General features: G+C 59.1%; 18 protein-coding genes. 6 read left to right on the plus strand and 12 right to left on the minus strand.

Going from position 1 to position 15636, the window contains the following annotated elements; genetic code table 11:
- Positions 1 to 4: 4 nt before the first annotated feature.
- From nuoE to N8E89_RS25800, 12 genes are all read right to left on the minus strand, one after another.
- On the minus strand, positions 5 to 517 hold the full coding sequence (nuoE, locus tag N8E89_RS25745; protein ID WP_262262594.1) for an NADH-quinone oxidoreductase subunit NuoE: 513 nt from the start codon (positions 515 to 517) through the stop codon (positions 5 to 7).
- 17 nt (positions 518 to 534) lie between these two features.
- Positions 535 to 1749: an NADH dehydrogenase (quinone) subunit D gene (gene nuoD, locus N8E89_RS25750; protein WP_262262595.1), complete on the minus strand. Its 1215-nt coding sequence runs from the start codon at positions 1747 to 1749 to the stop codon at positions 535 to 537.
- 27 nt (positions 1750 to 1776) lie between these two features.
- Positions 1777 to 2307, minus strand: a complete 531-nt coding sequence (locus N8E89_RS25755; protein ID WP_262262596.1) for an NADH-quinone oxidoreductase subunit C — start codon at positions 2305 to 2307, stop codon at positions 1777 to 1779.
- A complete protein-coding gene (locus N8E89_RS25760; protein ID WP_106663802.1) occupies positions 2304 to 2807 on the minus strand; it encodes a NuoB/complex I 20 kDa subunit family protein in 504 nt (167 codons plus the stop codon). Before N8E89_RS25760 ends, N8E89_RS25755 begins: the two co-directional genes overlap by 4 nt.
- A complete protein-coding gene (locus N8E89_RS25765; RefSeq protein ID WP_262262597.1) occupies positions 2795 to 3160 on the minus strand; it encodes an NADH-quinone oxidoreductase subunit A in 366 nt (121 codons plus the stop codon). The genes N8E89_RS25760 and N8E89_RS25765 overlap by 13 nt, the downstream gene beginning before the upstream one ends.
- 132 nt (positions 3161 to 3292) lie before the next feature.
- The gene (locus tag N8E89_RS25770; RefSeq protein ID WP_262262598.1) at positions 3293 to 4750 is read right to left on the minus strand and encodes an NADH-quinone oxidoreductase subunit N; all 1458 of its coding nucleotides are present in this window, start codon (positions 4748 to 4750) and stop codon (positions 3293 to 3295) included.
- Positions 4747 to 6222 (minus strand): NADH-quinone oxidoreductase subunit M, encoded by a 1476-nt coding sequence (locus tag N8E89_RS25775; protein ID WP_262262599.1) that lies wholly within the window; start codon positions 6220 to 6222, stop codon positions 4747 to 4749. The genes N8E89_RS25770 and N8E89_RS25775 overlap by 4 nt, the downstream gene beginning before the upstream one ends.
- A gap of 8 nt (positions 6223 to 6230) precedes the next feature.
- Entirely contained in the window at positions 6231 to 7991 is a 1761-nt protein-coding gene (locus N8E89_RS25780; protein ID WP_262262600.1) for a Na(+)/H(+) antiporter subunit D, read from the minus strand.
- Positions 7984 to 8238: a hypothetical protein gene (locus N8E89_RS25785; RefSeq protein ID WP_106663807.1), complete on the minus strand. Its 255-nt coding sequence runs from the start codon at positions 8236 to 8238 to the stop codon at positions 7984 to 7986. The genes N8E89_RS25780 and N8E89_RS25785 overlap by 8 nt, the downstream gene beginning before the upstream one ends.
- Entirely contained in the window at positions 8235 to 9698 is a 1464-nt protein-coding gene (locus N8E89_RS25790; RefSeq protein WP_262262601.1) for a monovalent cation/H+ antiporter subunit D family protein, read from the minus strand. The genes N8E89_RS25785 and N8E89_RS25790 overlap by 4 nt, the downstream gene beginning before the upstream one ends.
- 4 nt (positions 9699 to 9702) lie before the next feature.
- Positions 9703 to 10005, minus strand: a complete 303-nt coding sequence (nuoK, locus tag N8E89_RS25795) for an NADH-quinone oxidoreductase subunit NuoK (protein WP_106663809.1) — start codon at positions 10003 to 10005, stop codon at positions 9703 to 9705.
- On the minus strand, positions 10005 to 10505 hold the full coding sequence (locus tag N8E89_RS25800; protein ID WP_262262602.1) for an NADH-quinone oxidoreductase subunit J family protein: 501 nt from the start codon (positions 10503 to 10505) through the stop codon (positions 10005 to 10007). The genes nuoK and N8E89_RS25800 overlap by 1 nt, the downstream gene beginning before the upstream one ends.
- A 508-nt stretch (positions 10506 to 11013) precedes the next feature.
- On the opposite strand from N8E89_RS25800, the gene N8E89_RS25805 reads away from it, so the two are divergent.
- From N8E89_RS25805 to N8E89_RS25830, 6 genes are all read left to right on the plus strand, one after another.
- Entirely contained in the window at positions 11014 to 11568 is a 555-nt protein-coding gene (locus tag N8E89_RS25805) for a DedA family protein (RefSeq protein WP_262262603.1), read from the plus strand.
- 317 nt (positions 11569 to 11885) lie between these two features.
- Positions 11886 to 12611, plus strand: a complete 726-nt coding sequence (locus tag N8E89_RS25810; RefSeq protein ID WP_262262604.1) for a GntR family transcriptional regulator — start codon at positions 11886 to 11888, stop codon at positions 12609 to 12611.
- A 32-nt stretch (positions 12612 to 12643) separates the two neighbouring features.
- Positions 12644 to 13429, plus strand: a complete 786-nt coding sequence (locus N8E89_RS25815; protein ID WP_262262605.1) for a transporter substrate-binding domain-containing protein — start codon at positions 12644 to 12646, stop codon at positions 13427 to 13429.
- An 84-nt stretch (positions 13430 to 13513) separates the two neighbouring features.
- Positions 13514 to 14185, plus strand: coding sequence for an amino acid ABC transporter permease (locus N8E89_RS25820; RefSeq protein ID WP_262262606.1), 672 nt, complete (start codon positions 13514 to 13516; stop codon positions 14183 to 14185).
- Positions 14182 to 14841: an amino acid ABC transporter permease gene (locus N8E89_RS25825; RefSeq protein ID WP_106663814.1), complete on the plus strand. Its 660-nt coding sequence runs from the start codon at positions 14182 to 14184 to the stop codon at positions 14839 to 14841. The genes N8E89_RS25820 and N8E89_RS25825 overlap by 4 nt, the downstream gene beginning before the upstream one ends.
- The gene (locus tag N8E89_RS25830; protein ID WP_106663815.1) at positions 14819 to 15544 is read left to right on the plus strand and encodes an amino acid ABC transporter ATP-binding protein; all 726 of its coding nucleotides are present in this window, start codon (positions 14819 to 14821) and stop codon (positions 15542 to 15544) included. The genes N8E89_RS25825 and N8E89_RS25830 overlap by 23 nt, the downstream gene beginning before the upstream one ends.
- Positions 15545 to 15636 lie beyond the last annotated feature (92 nt).

The following is a 15636-nucleotide window of genomic DNA, read 5'->3' on the forward strand; positions in this document are numbered from 1 at the left end:
GGGGCTAGGCTCCCAGCGGTGCTGACGCGGCGAAGTCGGCGCCCGTCGCTTGCGCCGTCACCGCGCGCAGCCTGTCCAGCAGCGCGTCGATCCGCGCGATGTCAAGGTCGCCGTGATAGTCGTCACCGAGCTGCATCACCGGGGCCATCTCGCACGCGCCGAGGCATTCAACGGTGGAAAGCGTGAAAAGCCCGTCCGGCGTCGTGCCGCCCTTGTTGATTCCCAGCACTGCCTCCAGGTGCGAAAGCAGGTCCTCGGACCCACGCAACATGCACGATACATTGTCGCAAAGTTGCAGGTGGAACATCCCCACTGGCTCGGTATGGAAAAGCGTATAGAAAGTCGCCAGCTCATAGACCCAGATCCGTTCGACATCGAGGATGTCGGCGACCTCTTCCAACACGGGGCCAGGCAGATGGCCATATTCCTTCTGTGCGATCAAAAGCGCGGGCATGATCGCCGAACGCTGGTCGGGATACCGCGCCGCCGCCGCTTCGATCTTTTCGCGCATGTTCATCGCGTCCAAACCTCCTGCTACTTGTCCACCTCCGCCATCACCGGGTCGAGGCTGCCCAGCACGGCGATCATATCCGCCAGATAGTGCGCATTGCTTGTCCCAAACAGTCCCTGAAGATTGACGAACGACGGTGCCCGCACCTTCATGCGGAACGGTTTTTCCGACCCGTCGCTGATGATGTAAAACCCCAGCTCGCCCTTTGGCGCCTCAATTGCCGAATAGACCTCACCCTTCGGCACCTTGAAGCCATAAGCCGACAGGTCGAAGTGCTGGATCAGCGCCTCCATCGAGCAATGCACCTTGTCCTTGTCCACAGGGAAAGCGATCGTCGGCATATCGATCTGGAACGGCCCTTCCGGCATCTGGTCAAGGCATTGTTCAATGATCCGCACGCTCTCGCGCATCTCCTCCACCCGGCATTGCCAGCGCGCGTAGCAATCGCCCTCATCGCGGGTAATGACATTGAAGTCGAGCCGGTCGTAGATCTCATAGGGCTCGTCGCGGCGGATGTCCCAGTCGACGCCCGAAGCGCGCAGGTTCGGGCCGCTCAGCCCGAGATCAATTGCGTCTTTCGCCGAGATAACCCCGATCCCCTGCGTGCGCTTGAGAAACACCCGGTTGTTCTCGACCAGCCGTTCATAGTCGCGGATCCGGTTCGGGAAGATGTCGCAGAACTCCCGGATCTTTACGAAAAAACCGTCGGGCAGATCCTCGCGCACACCGCCGACGCGGCAAAAGGAGGTGTGCATCCGCGCACCGCTGATCATCTCGAACAGATCCATGATCATTTCGCGCTCGCGCATGGCGTAAAGCAACGCGGTCATTGCGCCGAGGTCGAGCGGCAGTGCGCCAGTGATCAGGAGATGACCCGAGATCCGCGCCAGTTCGGCCATCAGCACGCGGATATATTGCGCACGGATCGGCGCTTCGATGCCAAGGAGCTTCTCCACCGCCAGCGCGAAGGCGAGGTTGTTGGAAGGCGGGCAGAGGTAATCGAGCCGGTCGGTTAGCGGAAAAATCTGGGTGTAGGTGAAGCTTTCGGCCAGCTTTTCTGTGCCGCGGTGGAGATAGCCGATGTGCGGGTCGACGCGCGCAACATATTCGCCCTCCAGTTCAAGGACAAGCCGCAGGACGCCATGCGTGCTGGGATGCTGCGGGCCCAGATTGAGAAGCACCTCCTTGGTGTCGAGCGCTTCGCCTTCCGGCCTGCTCAGTTCCGTGACTTCGGTCATCTTACGTTTCCGGTGCAGCGGCCTCCTTCATGGAATGTTCTTGGTGGCGAGATCGGGCTGTGACGGCGGCGGGCCTTCCGCACCAAACGGGTTGAGCTTGTCCTTGTAGCCCCGCAGCGGAAAGTCCTTGCGCTGCGGGAAGCCCTCGAAGCCTTCCCACATGTAGATCCGGCGCAGGTCTGGGTGGCCCTCAAACCTGATACCGTACATGTCCCAGGCTTCGCGCTCATGCCAGTTGGCGGTCCGCCACACCCCAATCACAGATGGAATCTGCGGCGGATCGCCGAGGCGGCACTTGATGCGAACGCGCCATTTGTTCGGCAGCGAATAGAGGTGGTAGACTGCCTCGAAGCGCGGCACTTCAGGGTAATGGTCAACCCCGCAGATGTCCGACAGGAAATTGAACTGCAGCGCCGGGTGTTCCTTCAAAAATCGGCAAAGCGCGACGATCAACTCGGGCGCAGCGGTGAAGGCATGAACACCATGAGCCAATCCAAGATCCTCGATTGCCTCGCCGAAGCGCTCCGTGATCAGGTTGAAGGGCATGCGCACGCTCATGGCACTGCGATCCGGTCCAGGGGCGTCCCGGCCAGCGCTCGGGATTTCTTGATCTTCTCCTGAAGCAGAAGGAAGCCATGCATCAGCGCCTCCGGCCGCGGCGGGCAGCCGGGCACATGCACATCGACCGGCACGAAGGTCTCCGCCCCCTGCACCACCGCATAGGTGTTGTAGACCCCGCCCGAGATCGCGCAGGTGCCCATCGCGATAACCCAGCGCGGCTCTGGCATCTGGTCATAAAGCCGGCGTACGACGGGAGCGAATTTCCGCGTCACGGTGCCGGCGATAATCATGACATCGGACTGGCGCGGCGAAGGGCGGAAGACCACGCCGAACCGGTCGAGATCATAGCGCGCGCAACCGGCGGCGATCATCTCGATGGCGCAGCAGGCAATGCCGAAGGTCTCAGGCCACAGCGCCGACCGTCGGCTCCAGCTGATAACGCTGTCGGCCGTGGTGAACAGCACGCTGTCGCGGATCGTATCGTTTACGCCTCCCATTCCAGCGCTCCCTTCAGCCAGGCGTAGGCAAAGCCCACAATAAGCAGCAACATGAAGACAAACATCTCGACATAACCGACCAGCCCGATGTCTTTCAGCACGACGGCCCAGGGAAAGAGGAACATCGTCTCGACATCGAAGACCACCAACAGGATCGCCAGTATAAAGAACTGCACCTTGAAACGGCCGCCGGCGGCTTCGCCAGCCGGGTCCATGCCGCATTCATAGGGCATGTTCTTATCGAAATAGGGATTGGACGGGCGCAGCAGCGAGGAGACAAATAGCGTCACTGCCGCCACCAGAACAATTCCAGCGACCATGAAAAGAACCGGCAGGAATTCCATTGCAGTCATATCGCATGGCCTCGGTCACTCCGAGAATTTTCCTCAGGGCCGCAACCGATCCCAATTTGGACCGGTAATGCGATCGCCCGGGAAGCACTTGGGCAACCTTTCTTGAACTGGCAGTTTATTCCGCCGCGCGGTTCATTGCAAATCCAATGATCCGCCGCCAAACACCGACTGCTGAGCAAGCCTCAAAAACCACGCGGGAAACAGGCCGATGCCGATGGTGCCGGCAGCAGTGAAGGCGAGCGTGGCGCGAACCAAGGGCGTCAGCGCCGGGTCGAACGCCCTCTCCGGCTCGCGCATGTATATCACCATGACGATGCGGATGTAAAAGTAGGCAGCCACGGCACTCAGCAGCACTGCAATCACCGCCAGCAGGACGAAACCTCGCTCGACGAGCGCGACCAGCACGTAGAACTTGGCGAAAAACCCGGCTGTCGGGGGAATACCGGCCAGCGAGAACAGATAGAGGAGCATCAAAAGCGCCAGGGCAGGATGCAACTTGGCGAAACCCGTGTAGTCCTCGATAATTTCACCCGAGAAATCGCCGTTGCGCATCATGATGACGGTGGCGAAAATACCAAGGGTCATGAAAGCGTAGATCAGCAGGTAGAGCATAACACTGGCAATCCCATCGGCACCGCCAGCCACCACCCCGAACAAGGCGAACCCGGCATGGGCGATGCTGGAATAAGCCAAGAGGCGCTTGAAATTATCCTGCACCAGGGCCACGAAACTACCGAGCGCCATCGTTGCTACCGCGATGACCGCGACGATAATCCATACGTGCGAGGATGCGACCAGCGGGTTGAGGAACACGCGCAGGATCACCGCAAACCCGGCTGCCTTGGGGCCCACCGACATGAAGGCGGTAATCGTCGTCGGCGCGCCTTCATACACGTCCGGCAACCACATATGGAAGGGCACCGCGCCAACCTTGAAGACCAGCCCCGCGACGATGAAGACCACCGCCAACAACAATCCAGGATCGAGTGGATCGCCGGTCACCGCCGCTGCCACCGCGTCCAGCTGCGTGGTGCCGGTCAGTCCGTAGATCAGCGAAACGCCGTAAAGGAAAATTCCGGTCGAGACTGCGCCAAGGATCACGTATTTCAGCGCCGCTTCATTCGACCGCCGCTGCTGGCGCAGAAAGCCAGTCAGGACATAGGTGCACAGCACCATCAGTTCGAGGCCGACATAGATCGACAGAAGATCGGTCGCCGAGGCCATGATCATCATTCCCGACAGCGCCAAGAGCAAAAGGACGTAGTATTCGCTGCTCTCGATTCCTTCGATATCGGCATATTTTGGCGAGAGGAGAAACGTCAACACGGTGGCTACGTAAAACAAGAGCTTGAAGAAGGTTGCGAAGCGGTCGACAATGAACATACCCGCGTAGGCCGGCCGCACCTCGCTCGCCAGCATGAGTGTCCCCAAGGCGGCAATCAACACGATCGCGATGGAAGCACAGACCAGGAAATATGCCTGCCCCTTTGGCACAAACTGTCCCAGGATCAGCAGGATGCATGCCCCAGTGACCACGACGATCTCGGGCAGGCTTGCCAGGATCGATTGAAAGAGCGCGGCTTCGGTCATTGGCCGCTCCCCTTACTGTGCACCTGAGCCAGCAAATGCTTCACAGAGGCGTCGATGATGTTGAGAAAGGGCTTTGGATAGAGCCCGACCCAAAGCACGAAGACGGCCAGCGGCAGGATCGCAGCCATCTCGCGGGCATTCACGTCGCGTATCTTGAAGCGGGCGCCGACGCTGGCTGGACCCAGCGCAACGTTCCTGTACATGCCCAGCAGATAGGCCGCACCCAGCAATGCCCCGAAAACGGCGGCCGCGCCGACGGCCAGATTGGCCGCAAATCCGCCCGACAGCACCAGCAACTCACCTACGAATGAGTTGGTTCCCGGCAGCGCCATCGACGACAGGGTGAACAGGGCAAGAAACACGGTATAGACCGGCGCTACCTTCATCAGCCCGCCATAATCGGCTATGCTGCGCGTGTGTGTTCGCTCGTAGATCAAACCGACGGAGAGGAACAACGCGCCCGTCGTTACGCCATGGTTGAACATTTGCAGGATGCCGCCCTCGAGGCCGCGGAAATTCAACGCAAAAATCCCAAGCGTGACAAAGCCCATGTGGCTGATACTGGAATAGGCCACCAGTTTCTTCAGGTCATCCTGCGCCAGCGCAAGCAACCCGCCATAGACGATCGCAAGCGCCGAAAGCGCCAGCATCAGCGTCGAATAATGCACCGATGCCTCCGGCAGCATGGGCAGTGAGAACCGCAGGAATCCGTAGGCACCCATCTTCAGGAGCACTCCGGCAAGGATGATGCTGCCCGCCGTCGGCGCCTGTACATGTGCGTCCGGCAGCCAGGTATGAACCGGGACCATCGGCACCTTGACGGCGAAGGCGACCAGGAAGGCAAAGAATAAAAAGGTCTGGACTGGGAAGGGTAAATCCTGGGCAGTCAGGGCGAGAATGTCGAAGGTCTTGCCGCCTTGCAAATAAAGCACGATGACACCGATGAGGAACATCAGACTGCCCGCCAGCGTGTAGAGGAAGAACTTGATCGCGGCATAGACCCGGCCATTGCCGCCCCACACGCCGATGATCAGGTACATGGGGATCAGCATCGCCTCCCAGAAGACGTAGAACAAGAACAGGTCGAGCGCGCAGAACACGCCCAGCATCAGCGCCTGCATGACCAGCAGACTGACCATGAACTCCTTTACCCTGCGTTCGATAGCGACCCAGGAGGCAAGCACGCAGATCCAGCCCAAGAGGGCAGTCAGAAACACGAAGAGCGCGCTGATCCCGTCGACGCCAAGCGCGTAAGTAATGCCGAGCGCTGGCACCCACGGGCGGCTCTCGGTAAACTGCATCTGGTGGGTATCGGTGTCAAAGCTGGCCAGCATCGCGACGCACAGAGCAAGATCGAGGACGGTGACACCCAGCGCTGTCCACCGCGCCGCATCGTTGCTGCGCAAAAACATCAAAACCGCTGCCCCTGCGGCCGGTGTGAATATGATGAGGCTAAGCAGCGGGAACCCCATCGCACCTCCTACCGCCACGCCACGGCGAAGACGACGATGGCTGCGATCACACCGACAATCATCGCCAGCGCGTAATGGGTCACGACACCGGTCTGGAGCTGCCGCAGCACCCCGCCGCCGCGCAAAACCGAGCGGGCAACACCGTTCACAACGGCGTCCACGCCGGTGAGATCGATCCAAAGTCCCACACGTGCCGCCCCGTGCAGGAAGGGGAGCGCCGTGGTCTCGGACACGTCGCTCACCGCCTTCTCGTAGCGCGCCAGCGGTTTTTCGGCAAACCACATGAAGCGCCGCGCGCCCTTGCGGTAGAACCAGTCAGTGTCGATGCTGATCGTGTTCTCAGGGTCGAGCGCTTTCAAGAACAGCACGAACCCCAAGGCGGTAAACATCAGCACACCAAGGCTCTCGGTGATATGAACACCGGTGTAGGGTTCAAAATCGACCCGATAGGGCAGCAATGCGTAAAGCGGCTGGGGGAACACCCCGATCGCAATGCACAGCACCGCTGCCATGCCCATCGCAACCAGCATGTTGCGGGGCGGCTCCCGCGCCTCCAGCCTCCGGTCAGTGCCAAAGAACATGTAATACGGAAGCTTGAGTCCCGTGTGCAGGAACGTCCCCGATGATGCCATGGTGAGCGCCAGCACCACGAGCGCACGCTGGTCCTGTCCGGCGGCGGCCACCACCATCGATTTGGTGACGAAGCCTGAAAAGAATGGAAATGCCGAAATCGCAAAAGCGCCGACCATGTAAAGTACAACGGTCACGGGCATGGTCTTGTAGAGCCCACCAAGCTCGGTGAGCTTGCGCCGCCCGGTGACGTGGATCACCGCCCCTGCCCCCATAAACAGCAGCGCCTTGTAAAGGATATGCGCGAAGGCATGGCTGACTGCCCCGTTCACCGCCATCTCGGTGCCGATGCCGACGCCGGCCACCATGTAACCCACCTGGCTCACGATATGATAGGCCAGAAGCCGACGGCAGTCGTTCTCCAGAACCGCGTAGACGACGCCGTACAGCGCCATCGCGGTGCCCAGCCAGACCAGAAGCTCGGTCCCCGGAAACGCCCGCGCCAGAACATACACGGCCGTCTTGGTGGTGAAGGCGCTCATGAACACCGCTCCCGTGACGGTTGCCTCTGGGTAGGCGTCTGTCAGCCAGGCGTTGAGCGGCGGCACTGCGGCGTTGAGTGTGAACCCGGCAAGGATCAGGTAGGCAGCCACGCCCTTTTCCCCCAAGATCGGGCCGAAGAGCACCGAACCGGTGGCGACCCCGTAAAGAATGATGCCACCGAGCAGAACAACGCCGCCGGTGATATGGACCATGAGATAGCGGAATCCAGCGCGGATCGCCTCGTCGCCGCGTTGCGCGAAGATCAGATAGGCAGAGGCAAAAGCCATACCTTCCCAAAACAGGAACAAAGTGAGGTAGTCGCCGGCGAATACCACGCCGAGCGCACTGCCGACGTAGATGAATGCCGCCACATGCTGGCCCGGGCGCGTCAGGTGCAAGGCGTAGACGATCCCGATCTGCGCCATGACCGTGAATACGGTGGCGAAGACGATACTCAGCTTGTCGACCTTCGCGATCAGGATTTCCTGCCCGATGATCTGTGCTGTGCCGTAGTTGCCCGGCTGCATCGTGAGCACGGCAAGGATTGCCAATGCCGGGATCAGCAGCAGATAAGCTTTGCGGATCGGGCCTTTGAGGAAAGGGATCGGCAGGGCGCCGAGAATGAACAGCAGGGTCGGATGGACAAAATCAGTCATAATAGTCCTCGCGCCGCATCAGCCCACCCTGATGGCCAAGGAATTTGGAAACGAAAATCAGCAGCACGCAGGAGCCGAAGCCGTAGAAGGCGGACCAGCCAGGCAGGCGCTCCCACAGGTAATGGGCGTGGTTGCGGGAGACAAGAAAGTCGGCGGCAACGATCAGAACGAGAACCAGGTAGAACAGCCGGTGGCGCTGGTTGACGTATTTTCTGTCACCAAAGAAATCGACAATGTGTTTGATCATCGGACAACTCCTTCGGCCAGGACGAGGAAATACTCGGGAAAGATGCCCATCAACACCGACAGGACGGCGGTTGCGACGAGCGGGATCGTCATCATCGGAATTTCGCGCACTGTTGCCGGGCTTTCCTGCTCCTCCGTTCCGAAAAAAGCGAGATAGCTGACGGGCAGGAAATAGGCAGCGTTCAGGACCGAGCTCGCCAAGAGCACGATCAGGAACGCAATCTCCCCCGCCTCCACAGAGCCAAGCGCCAGATACCACTTGCTGACAAAGCCCGCCGTCGGCGGCACCCCGATCATGCTGAGCGATCCGACAAAAAACGCCCCCATCGTCCAGGGCAGTCTGCGGCCAATACCGGCCATGTCGCTGATGTTGCGCTTGCCAGACGCGCAATAGATCGACCCGGCGCAGAAAAAGAGCGTGATCTTGGAAAATGCATGTGCTGCAATGTGGATGATGCCGCCAACCATCGCGACTGGAGACAGAAGAACCGCGCCCAGCACGATGTAGGAGAGCTGGCTGACCGTCGAATAGGCGAGCCTCGCCTTCAGATCGTCCCGCGTCAGGGCATAGATGGACGCCATCAGGATCGTGAATGAGACCAGATAGGCCGTGGCAATCCCGAGCCCCAGCCCGTCCACGAGGCCCGCGCCGAAGATGTGAAACACCACCCGCAGCACGCAAAACACGCCCATCTTGACCACTGCAACGGCATGCAAGAGCGCGCTGACGGGCGTCGGCGCCACCATCGCGGCAGGCAGCCAGGCGTGCATCGGCATCACAGCGGCCTTGGCGAAGCCAAAGAGATAGCAGAAATACACGACCGTCAGCAGTGACGCCGAGGCATTGACCCCGGCCAGCAGTCCCCCCGCTACAAAGTCGAGTGACCCTGCAAGGTGGTAGGTCAGCGCCAGCGCGGCGAGTAGCACGCTCTTCGACGCGCCCATCAAATAGACGAGGTATTTGCGGCTACCCGTCCATCCCTCCTTGTCCTCGTGATGGTAGACAAGCGGATAGGTTACGAGGCTGAGCACCTCGTAGAAGATTACCAGCGTGAACAGATTGGCGGCGAAAGCGCCCCCGACGGCCGCCGCGAGGCTGGTGGCGAAACACGCGAAGAACCGGGTCTGCGCATGTTCTTTCAAATGCCGCATGTAGCCGATGGAATAGATCGCAGCCACGATCCACAGCAGCGACGAAACGGTGGCAAATACCATGCCAAGGGCATCGACCCGGAACGCGAAGTCGATACCGGGCAGAATCTCAAACAGGCGCAATTCGACCGTCCCGCCTGCAAGCACGGTTGGCGCCATCGAGACGACAATGGCGAACATGGCGGTTGCGGCCAAGGGCGAGACGACATCGCGGAGTTTCTCGTGGTTGTTCAGAAGAAGAACTGCCAGGGCCGCCAGACCTGCGACGGCGACGGCAAGCAGCGGCCGGATCGATACCACCGGGTCCAAGCCGCTATCCTTTCATCATGGTCACATCGTCGACCTTGAGCGTGGATTTGTTCCTCACAAGGGCGACCAGGATGCCAAGGGCGACGGCAACCTCCGCCGCCGTGATTGCTATGACGAAGATCGCGAAGATCTGCCCGCGAAAGTCGTCGTAGGTCCGCCCGAAAGCGATGAAATTGATATTGACCGAGTTGAGCAGCAACTCCAGCGACATCAGCACGACCAGAATATTGCGCCTGAGCAATACGCCCGCGGCTCCGATCACGAACAGGACCACTGCGAGCACAATATACCAGGACAGCGGAACCATCACCCCGGCTCCTTCCGCGCCAGCATGATGGCGCCTACCAGAGCCGCCAAAAGGATGACGGAGGCGGTTTCAAACGGCAGGAGGTAGTCGGCGAAAAGTGTCGTGCTAAGCTGCCTGATTTCATCGTCGCTTGGCCTTGCGATGGGCTCCGTAACCGAAAAGCGGGCGCTGGAGAGCACCAGCACGAGCATCTCAACCCCAAGCAGGATGACCAGCACGAGGGCTGGCAGATTGCCGCCCGGCATGAACCGCTGCAACACGGCTTCGCGAACATCGATCATCATGATCACGAAGAGGAACAGGACCATGATCGCGCCGACATAGACGAAGACCTGAATGACCGCCAGCAACGGCGCGCCGAGCAAGACGAAGATTGCCGAGATCTGCAGGAAACACGCCATCAGCGCCAATGCGCTGTGAACCGGATTCCGCGCCAGGACCACCGTCAGGGCGGTAATCACGGACACCGTAGCGAACAGAAGAAAGAACCCCTGATCCATCGACGCCGAGCCTCCAACGCGAACTGTCACTCGGCGCAAGACGGGCGTAGTTGAGACAGCGCCGCACTTCAGATGCGTTCACAAAGTGTGCCCTAGTATCGGATTTTTCACAAGAATATTGTCATTGTGGGCGTAAACCAGGCCACTGCCGATGGGGCGAGGGCAGCTTGCGGAGCGCACCCTTGCGATCCGTTCATTGGCCAGGAGGGTTTTAAGCACGCCGACATTGTCGGCTGCGACTCGTGCAGCAGGCGAGCTTCGACGCCTCGGAAGGTCGTTTCACTCTGCCCCGCTTCGAGGGCTCGCGGGTCTGTCCAGGCACGGTCTCGGCTTCTTTGTCTTCAACTCCTTCTGTGCAATCCGAATTCACAAATTCATTGCCCGCACAGCTATGATCAGGCTTTCGATTTTCGATCGGCTCAGTGACTATTGCTCATCCCGGTCAACCTGATGCAGATCCAGCCCAATCAGCGCCTTTTTCGTCCTGAGTCTGAAAGGTTACGATGCGATGGCAAATGACGTCCAAACTGAAGGACTGCCCGTGGATTTCCTGCACGACGGCGCCTTGTTCATCGAACCCTTTATCCGCCGGTATGGGCTGTATGCGATCTTTGTCGTAATCTACTTAGAGTCGTTAGGCGCGCCGCTGCCTGGCGAAAGTGCGGTGATTGCGACGTCGCTTCTCGCCATTCGAGGTGACTTGGCCGTCACCAGCCTGTTTGTGGTGGTCTGGACTGCCGCTGTCCTTGGTGACAGCACCGGCTATGCCGTTGGGCGCTTCGGTGGCCGGCCGTTGCTTCTGCGATATGGCTGGCTCGTCAAACTCACTGCCGAACGGCAGGCAAAATTGGAACAGCTGTTTCGGCGTCGCGGGCCAGTCATCGTCGCTGGTGCACGTTTCGTCGTCGTCCTGCGCCAGTTGAACGGCCTGGTAGCGGGGTCGGTGGGGATGCCTTGGCGCAGTTTCCTTTTGGCAAACGTGCTCGGCGCCGCGCTCTGGGCCGCGCTCTGGAGTTTTGGACCCTACTTTCTTGGCGACCTGGTCAAAGCAGTCGGGCATTAACCGCAAGCCCACCTTGCTTAAGGGCTGCGCGAGATTGCACTGGTGTACGGCGCCGGCATGAAACGGGCAAGCGTGCGCTGAACCTGCCTAGCCACCTCGAGGAGACCCTGACGACATGACCAGCATTCCACGGCGAATACTGGCCGTACGGACCGACCTTCTTCGCGGGTCGATGACAACGAGGCACGTGCCCGCTATTGCTGCCTAAACATTAACCCCGCCTGCATAAAAATGGTCAGAGCTGACGGGAGTCAAGCAATAACCCATTGAAAAGATTGGATCATACATCTGGCACGAGACTTGCTTACCTGTCTTGTATGCAAGATGCACATGTTCAGATCACATCGCAGGACGCAATCGAAACGGCAATCGTCTCGGGGATTCTCTCCGCGCGCATTAAGCCTGGTACCCGCCTGAGCGAAAACCAACTTGCCACTTTATTCGGGGTGTCTCGCACGCGGGTCAGGGAAGCGATGATGCGCCTTGAGACCAGGTGCATAGTGCAGGTCAGCCCGCGGCGCGGCTGGTTCGTCGTGGAACCTTCTGCGGAAGAAGCGATGGCCGTGTATGAGGCTCGCCGCATCATAGAAGCCGGGCTTTTGCGCAGCATGCGCACGCTCACCGACAAGGGCATAGCCGCCCTTCACGGCCATCTGGCAGAGGAGAAAGCCGCGATGGCTGCCGGTGACCGTCAACGTTTGACCTGCCTGATGGGCGATTTCCATATTCGCATTGCCGAATTGGCGGGAAACCCTGTTCTCATCGAAATTCTCCGCGATCTCACGGCGCGGACAATTCTCATCTCCATGCTCTATCAGTCGGATTTCCATGCCATGCAATCCCATTTTGGGCATTGCCGGATCGTTGTGGCAATGGAGAAGCGTGACTTTTCCAAGGCTGCGAGGCTGTCCATCCAGCATCTCGATGAGGTCGAGACCGGTTTGGACCTGACGAAACGTTCCGATCCCCTGGCCGAACTGCGAAACTCGCTCTCGCTTGCTCCCAAAAAACGTCCGGCCACGGTTTCGGGCGGACACAATTGACAAACCCACCACCTCAAAGGAGAACAGATAGAATGCTTGCACGTAACATCTTCATCGCCTTGGCGACCTTTGCCGCAACCCTCGGATTCACTTCCCTCTCCTACGCGGACGCCTTGGCCGACATCACGTCGCGCGGCACAATCCGCGTCGCCGTGCCACAGGATTTTCCGCCATTCGGAAGCGTGGGCACGGACATGGCGCCCATGGGTTATGACATCGACATGGCCAATCTGATCGCCGAACAGCTCGGCGTGAAGGCAGAACTCGTGCCGGTCACCAGCGCAAACCGCATTCCCTATCTGCAGACCAACAAGGTTGATCTGGTTATTTCCAGCCTCGGTAAAAACCCGGATCGTGAAAAGGTCATTGATTTCTCAACAGCCTATGCGCCCTTCTTCAACGGCGTTTTTGCCCCTGCCGAGCTTTCTGCTGCAAAGGCTGACGATCTTGCGGGCAAGATGGTCGGTGTCACCCGCGGCGCCGTGGAAGACCTCGAACTTACCAAGATCGCACCGGCTGACACCGTGATCAAACGCTACGAGGACAACAACGGCACCATCTCGGCATTCCTTTCCGGTCAGGTCGAAGCGGTTGCGACTGGTAACGTCGTCGCAGCTGCAATCCTTGCCAAGAATCCTCCCAAACGCCCGGAGCTGAAATTTCTTATCAAGAACTCGCCTTGCTATATTGGCCTCAACAAGAACGAAACGGCACTGCTTGAAAAACTGAACGCCATCATCGCCGCCGCCAAGTCTGACGGGAAGCTCAACACCGTCTCGCAAAAGTGGCTCGGCACCGATCTTCCCGCTGACCTTTGACGAAAGCGCCATTTATGGCCGAGTCGTCCCACAATTCGTCGTGGGATGACAAGGCTGCCATCGGCCAAAACAGGGGGTATTTTCTTGAGCTATCATTTTGAATTTGGCTGGCTGCTTCAGTACTACCCGCAAATCCTCAAGGGTATCCTGATCACTCTCGAGCTTATCGCGATCGGAGGAGTGCTCGGCATTTCGCTCGGCATCATCTGCGCCTGGACCCGGGCTCTTGGGCCCGCATGGCTAAAACCCGTCGTGGCGGGCTATGTCGAACTTATCCGAAACACACCCTTTTTGATCCAGCTCTTTTTCATCTTCTTCGGCCTTCCATCCCTCGGGTTACAGCTTGACGAACTCACTGCCGCCAACATCGCCATGGTCGTCAATCTCGGAGCCTATAGCTGCGAAATCATCCGGGCGGGCATCCAGGCGACGCCCAGGGGTCAGTTCGAGGCTGGCGCGAGTCTGGCCATGACACCTTTTGAGACCTTCAGGCATGTCGTGCTCGTGCCCTCACTGCAGCGCATCTGGCCGGCATTGTCTTCGCAGGTCGTCATCGTCATGCTCGGCTCGTCGGTCGTGTCGCAAATCGCCGCCGAGGACCTGACATTTGCCGCCAACTTCATCCAATCGCGCACGTTCCGGGCTTTCGAAGCCTACATCGTCTCGACGGCGATCTATCTCGTGCTGGCGATCCTGCTCAGACAGGTTCTTGGCATCCTTGGGGGGGTTATTTTTCCAAGGAGGCTTGCACGATGATCGAATTCACCACCTGGGATATTATCCGCAACCTGCTGCTCGCAACGCGCTGGACGGTTCTCCTGTCGCTCGTCTCCTTCGTGGGCGGCGGCACAGCCGGACTGCTTCTTCTGTTCCTGCGCATAAGCAAGCGCAAGGCACTGCGCGGTTTCGCCAGATACTACATTGAGCTCTTTCAAGGCACGCCGCTTTTGATGCAGCTCTTTATTGCCTTCTTTGGGCTTGGACTTTTCGGGATCGACGTGCCGGCATGGCTGGCTGCCGGACTGGCTCTCATCTTGTGGACCGCATCCTTTCTTGCTGAAATCTGGCGCGGCTGTGTCGAGGCGGTCGCCAAGGGACAATGGGAGGCTTCTGCCAGCCTTGGCATGGGTCGATTCCAGCAGATGCGCTACATTATCCTCCCCCAGGCATTGAAAGTCGCCATACCGCCGACGGTCGGCTTTTCCGTTCAGGTCGTCAAGGGTACTGCGCTGACCTCCATCATTGGCTTCGTCGAATTGTCGAAGGCCGGAACGGTCGTAACCAATGCAACCTTTCAGCCCTTCACCATCTACGGGCTTGTTGCTCTCATCTATTTCGCGCTCTGCTGGCCATTATCCAAGAGCAGCCAGATTCTGGAAAGGAAGCTCAATGTCGCTCATCGAAATCACTGAAGTTAGGAAGAGCTTTGGTTCAACCGAGGTCCTGAAAGGCATCAATCTCGATGTCGAACCGGGGGAAGTGATTGCCATCATCGGCAAGAGCGGATCCGGAAAATCGACGCTGCTTCGCTGCATCAATGGGCTTGAAACGATCAACAACGGCTCGATTTCCGTGGCTGGCGCGCAGTTCATTGATGATGAATTGCATCTGAAGGCGTTGAGGTTGAAGGTCGGAATGATCTTTCAGCAGTTCAACCTCTTTCCGCACCTGACCGTTGGCGGCAATGTCATCCTGTCGCAGACTGTCGTCAAGAAAACGCCGAGGCCTGAAGCGGAAACAATGGCTCGCAAAATGCTCGAGCGGGTTGGGCTCGGTCACAAATTCGATGCCTATCCGGACGAGCTCTCCGGCGGTCAGCAGCAGCGTGTAGCGATCGCCCGGGCCTTGGCCATGCAGCCGATCGCGCTGCTTTGCGACGAGATTACATCGGCACTCGATCCGGAACTGGTGTCAGAGGTGCTGGCGGTCGTGCGCGAGCTTGCCACCGAGGGCATGACCCTCCTGATGGTGACCCACGAGATGAAATTCGCGCGCGACGTCTGCTCGCGCGTCGTCTTCATGCACCAAGGCCGCGTGCACGAAATCGGCCCGCCAGAAGGGGTCTTCGCCAATCCCAAGACGCCGGAGTTGAGGCAGTTTCTTGGTGTGCACTAAGATGGCCGGATATTCGGTGGAGAGCATGATGGCCATTGTTAGAGGGAATATTGACCGGATCCGCTTTGACATATTGCGTTGGATTTAGGCTG

Origin of the sequence: Phyllobacterium sp. A18/5-2 (assembly GCF_025452215.1) — a bacterium.
Lineage (GTDB): Bacteria > Pseudomonadota > Alphaproteobacteria > Rhizobiales > Rhizobiaceae > Phyllobacterium > Phyllobacterium sophorae.

Excerpts from the sequence above, each read along its gene's own strand:
- N8E89_RS25785 (WP_106663807.1), bottom strand. The coding sequence starts at position 8,238 with ATGATCAAACACATTGTCGATTTCTTTGGTGACAGAAAATACGTCAAC.
- N8E89_RS25760 (WP_106663802.1), bottom strand. The coding sequence starts at position 2,807 with ATGGGAGGCGTAAACGATACGATCCGCGACAGCGTGCTGTTCACCACG.
- N8E89_RS25800 (WP_262262602.1), bottom strand. The coding sequence starts at position 10,505 with ATGGATCAGGGGTTCTTTCTTCTGTTCGCTACGGTGTCCGTGATTACC.
- nuoD (WP_262262595.1), bottom strand. The coding sequence starts at position 1,749 with ATGACCGAAGTCACGGAACTGAGCAGGCCGGAAGGCGAAGCGCTCGAC.
- N8E89_RS25780 (WP_262262600.1), bottom strand. The coding sequence starts at position 7,991 with ATGACTGATTTTGTCCATCCGACCCTGCTGTTCATTCTCGGCGCCCTG.
- N8E89_RS25815 (WP_262262605.1), top strand. The coding sequence starts at position 12,644 with ATGCTTGCACGTAACATCTTCATCGCCTTGGCGACCTTTGCCGCAACC.
- N8E89_RS25825 (WP_106663814.1), top strand. The coding sequence starts at position 14,182 with ATGATCGAATTCACCACCTGGGATATTATCCGCAACCTGCTGCTCGCA.
- N8E89_RS25765 (WP_262262597.1), bottom strand. The coding sequence starts at position 3,160 with ATGACTGCAATGGAATTCCTGCCGGTTCTTTTCATGGTCGCTGGAATT.
- N8E89_RS25755 (WP_262262596.1), bottom strand. The coding sequence starts at position 2,307 with ATGAGCGTGCGCATGCCCTTCAACCTGATCACGGAGCGCTTCGGCGAG.
- N8E89_RS25805 (WP_262262603.1), top strand. The coding sequence starts at position 11,014 with ATGGCAAATGACGTCCAAACTGAAGGACTGCCCGTGGATTTCCTGCAC.
- N8E89_RS25775 (WP_262262599.1), bottom strand. The coding sequence starts at position 6,222 with ATGGGGTTCCCGCTGCTTAGCCTCATCATATTCACACCGGCCGCAGGG.
- N8E89_RS25770 (WP_262262598.1), bottom strand. The coding sequence starts at position 4,750 with ATGACCGAAGCCGCGCTCTTTCAATCGATCCTGGCAAGCCTGCCCGAG.
- nuoE (WP_262262594.1), bottom strand. The coding sequence starts at position 517 with ATGAACATGCGCGAAAAGATCGAAGCGGCGGCGGCGCGGTATCCCGAC.
- nuoK (WP_106663809.1), bottom strand. The coding sequence starts at position 10,005 with ATGGTTCCGCTGTCCTGGTATATTGTGCTCGCAGTGGTCCTGTTCGTG.
- N8E89_RS25830 (WP_106663815.1), top strand. The coding sequence starts at position 14,819 with ATGTCGCTCATCGAAATCACTGAAGTTAGGAAGAGCTTTGGTTCAACC.
- N8E89_RS25810 (WP_262262604.1), top strand. The coding sequence starts at position 11,886 with ATGCAAGATGCACATGTTCAGATCACATCGCAGGACGCAATCGAAACG.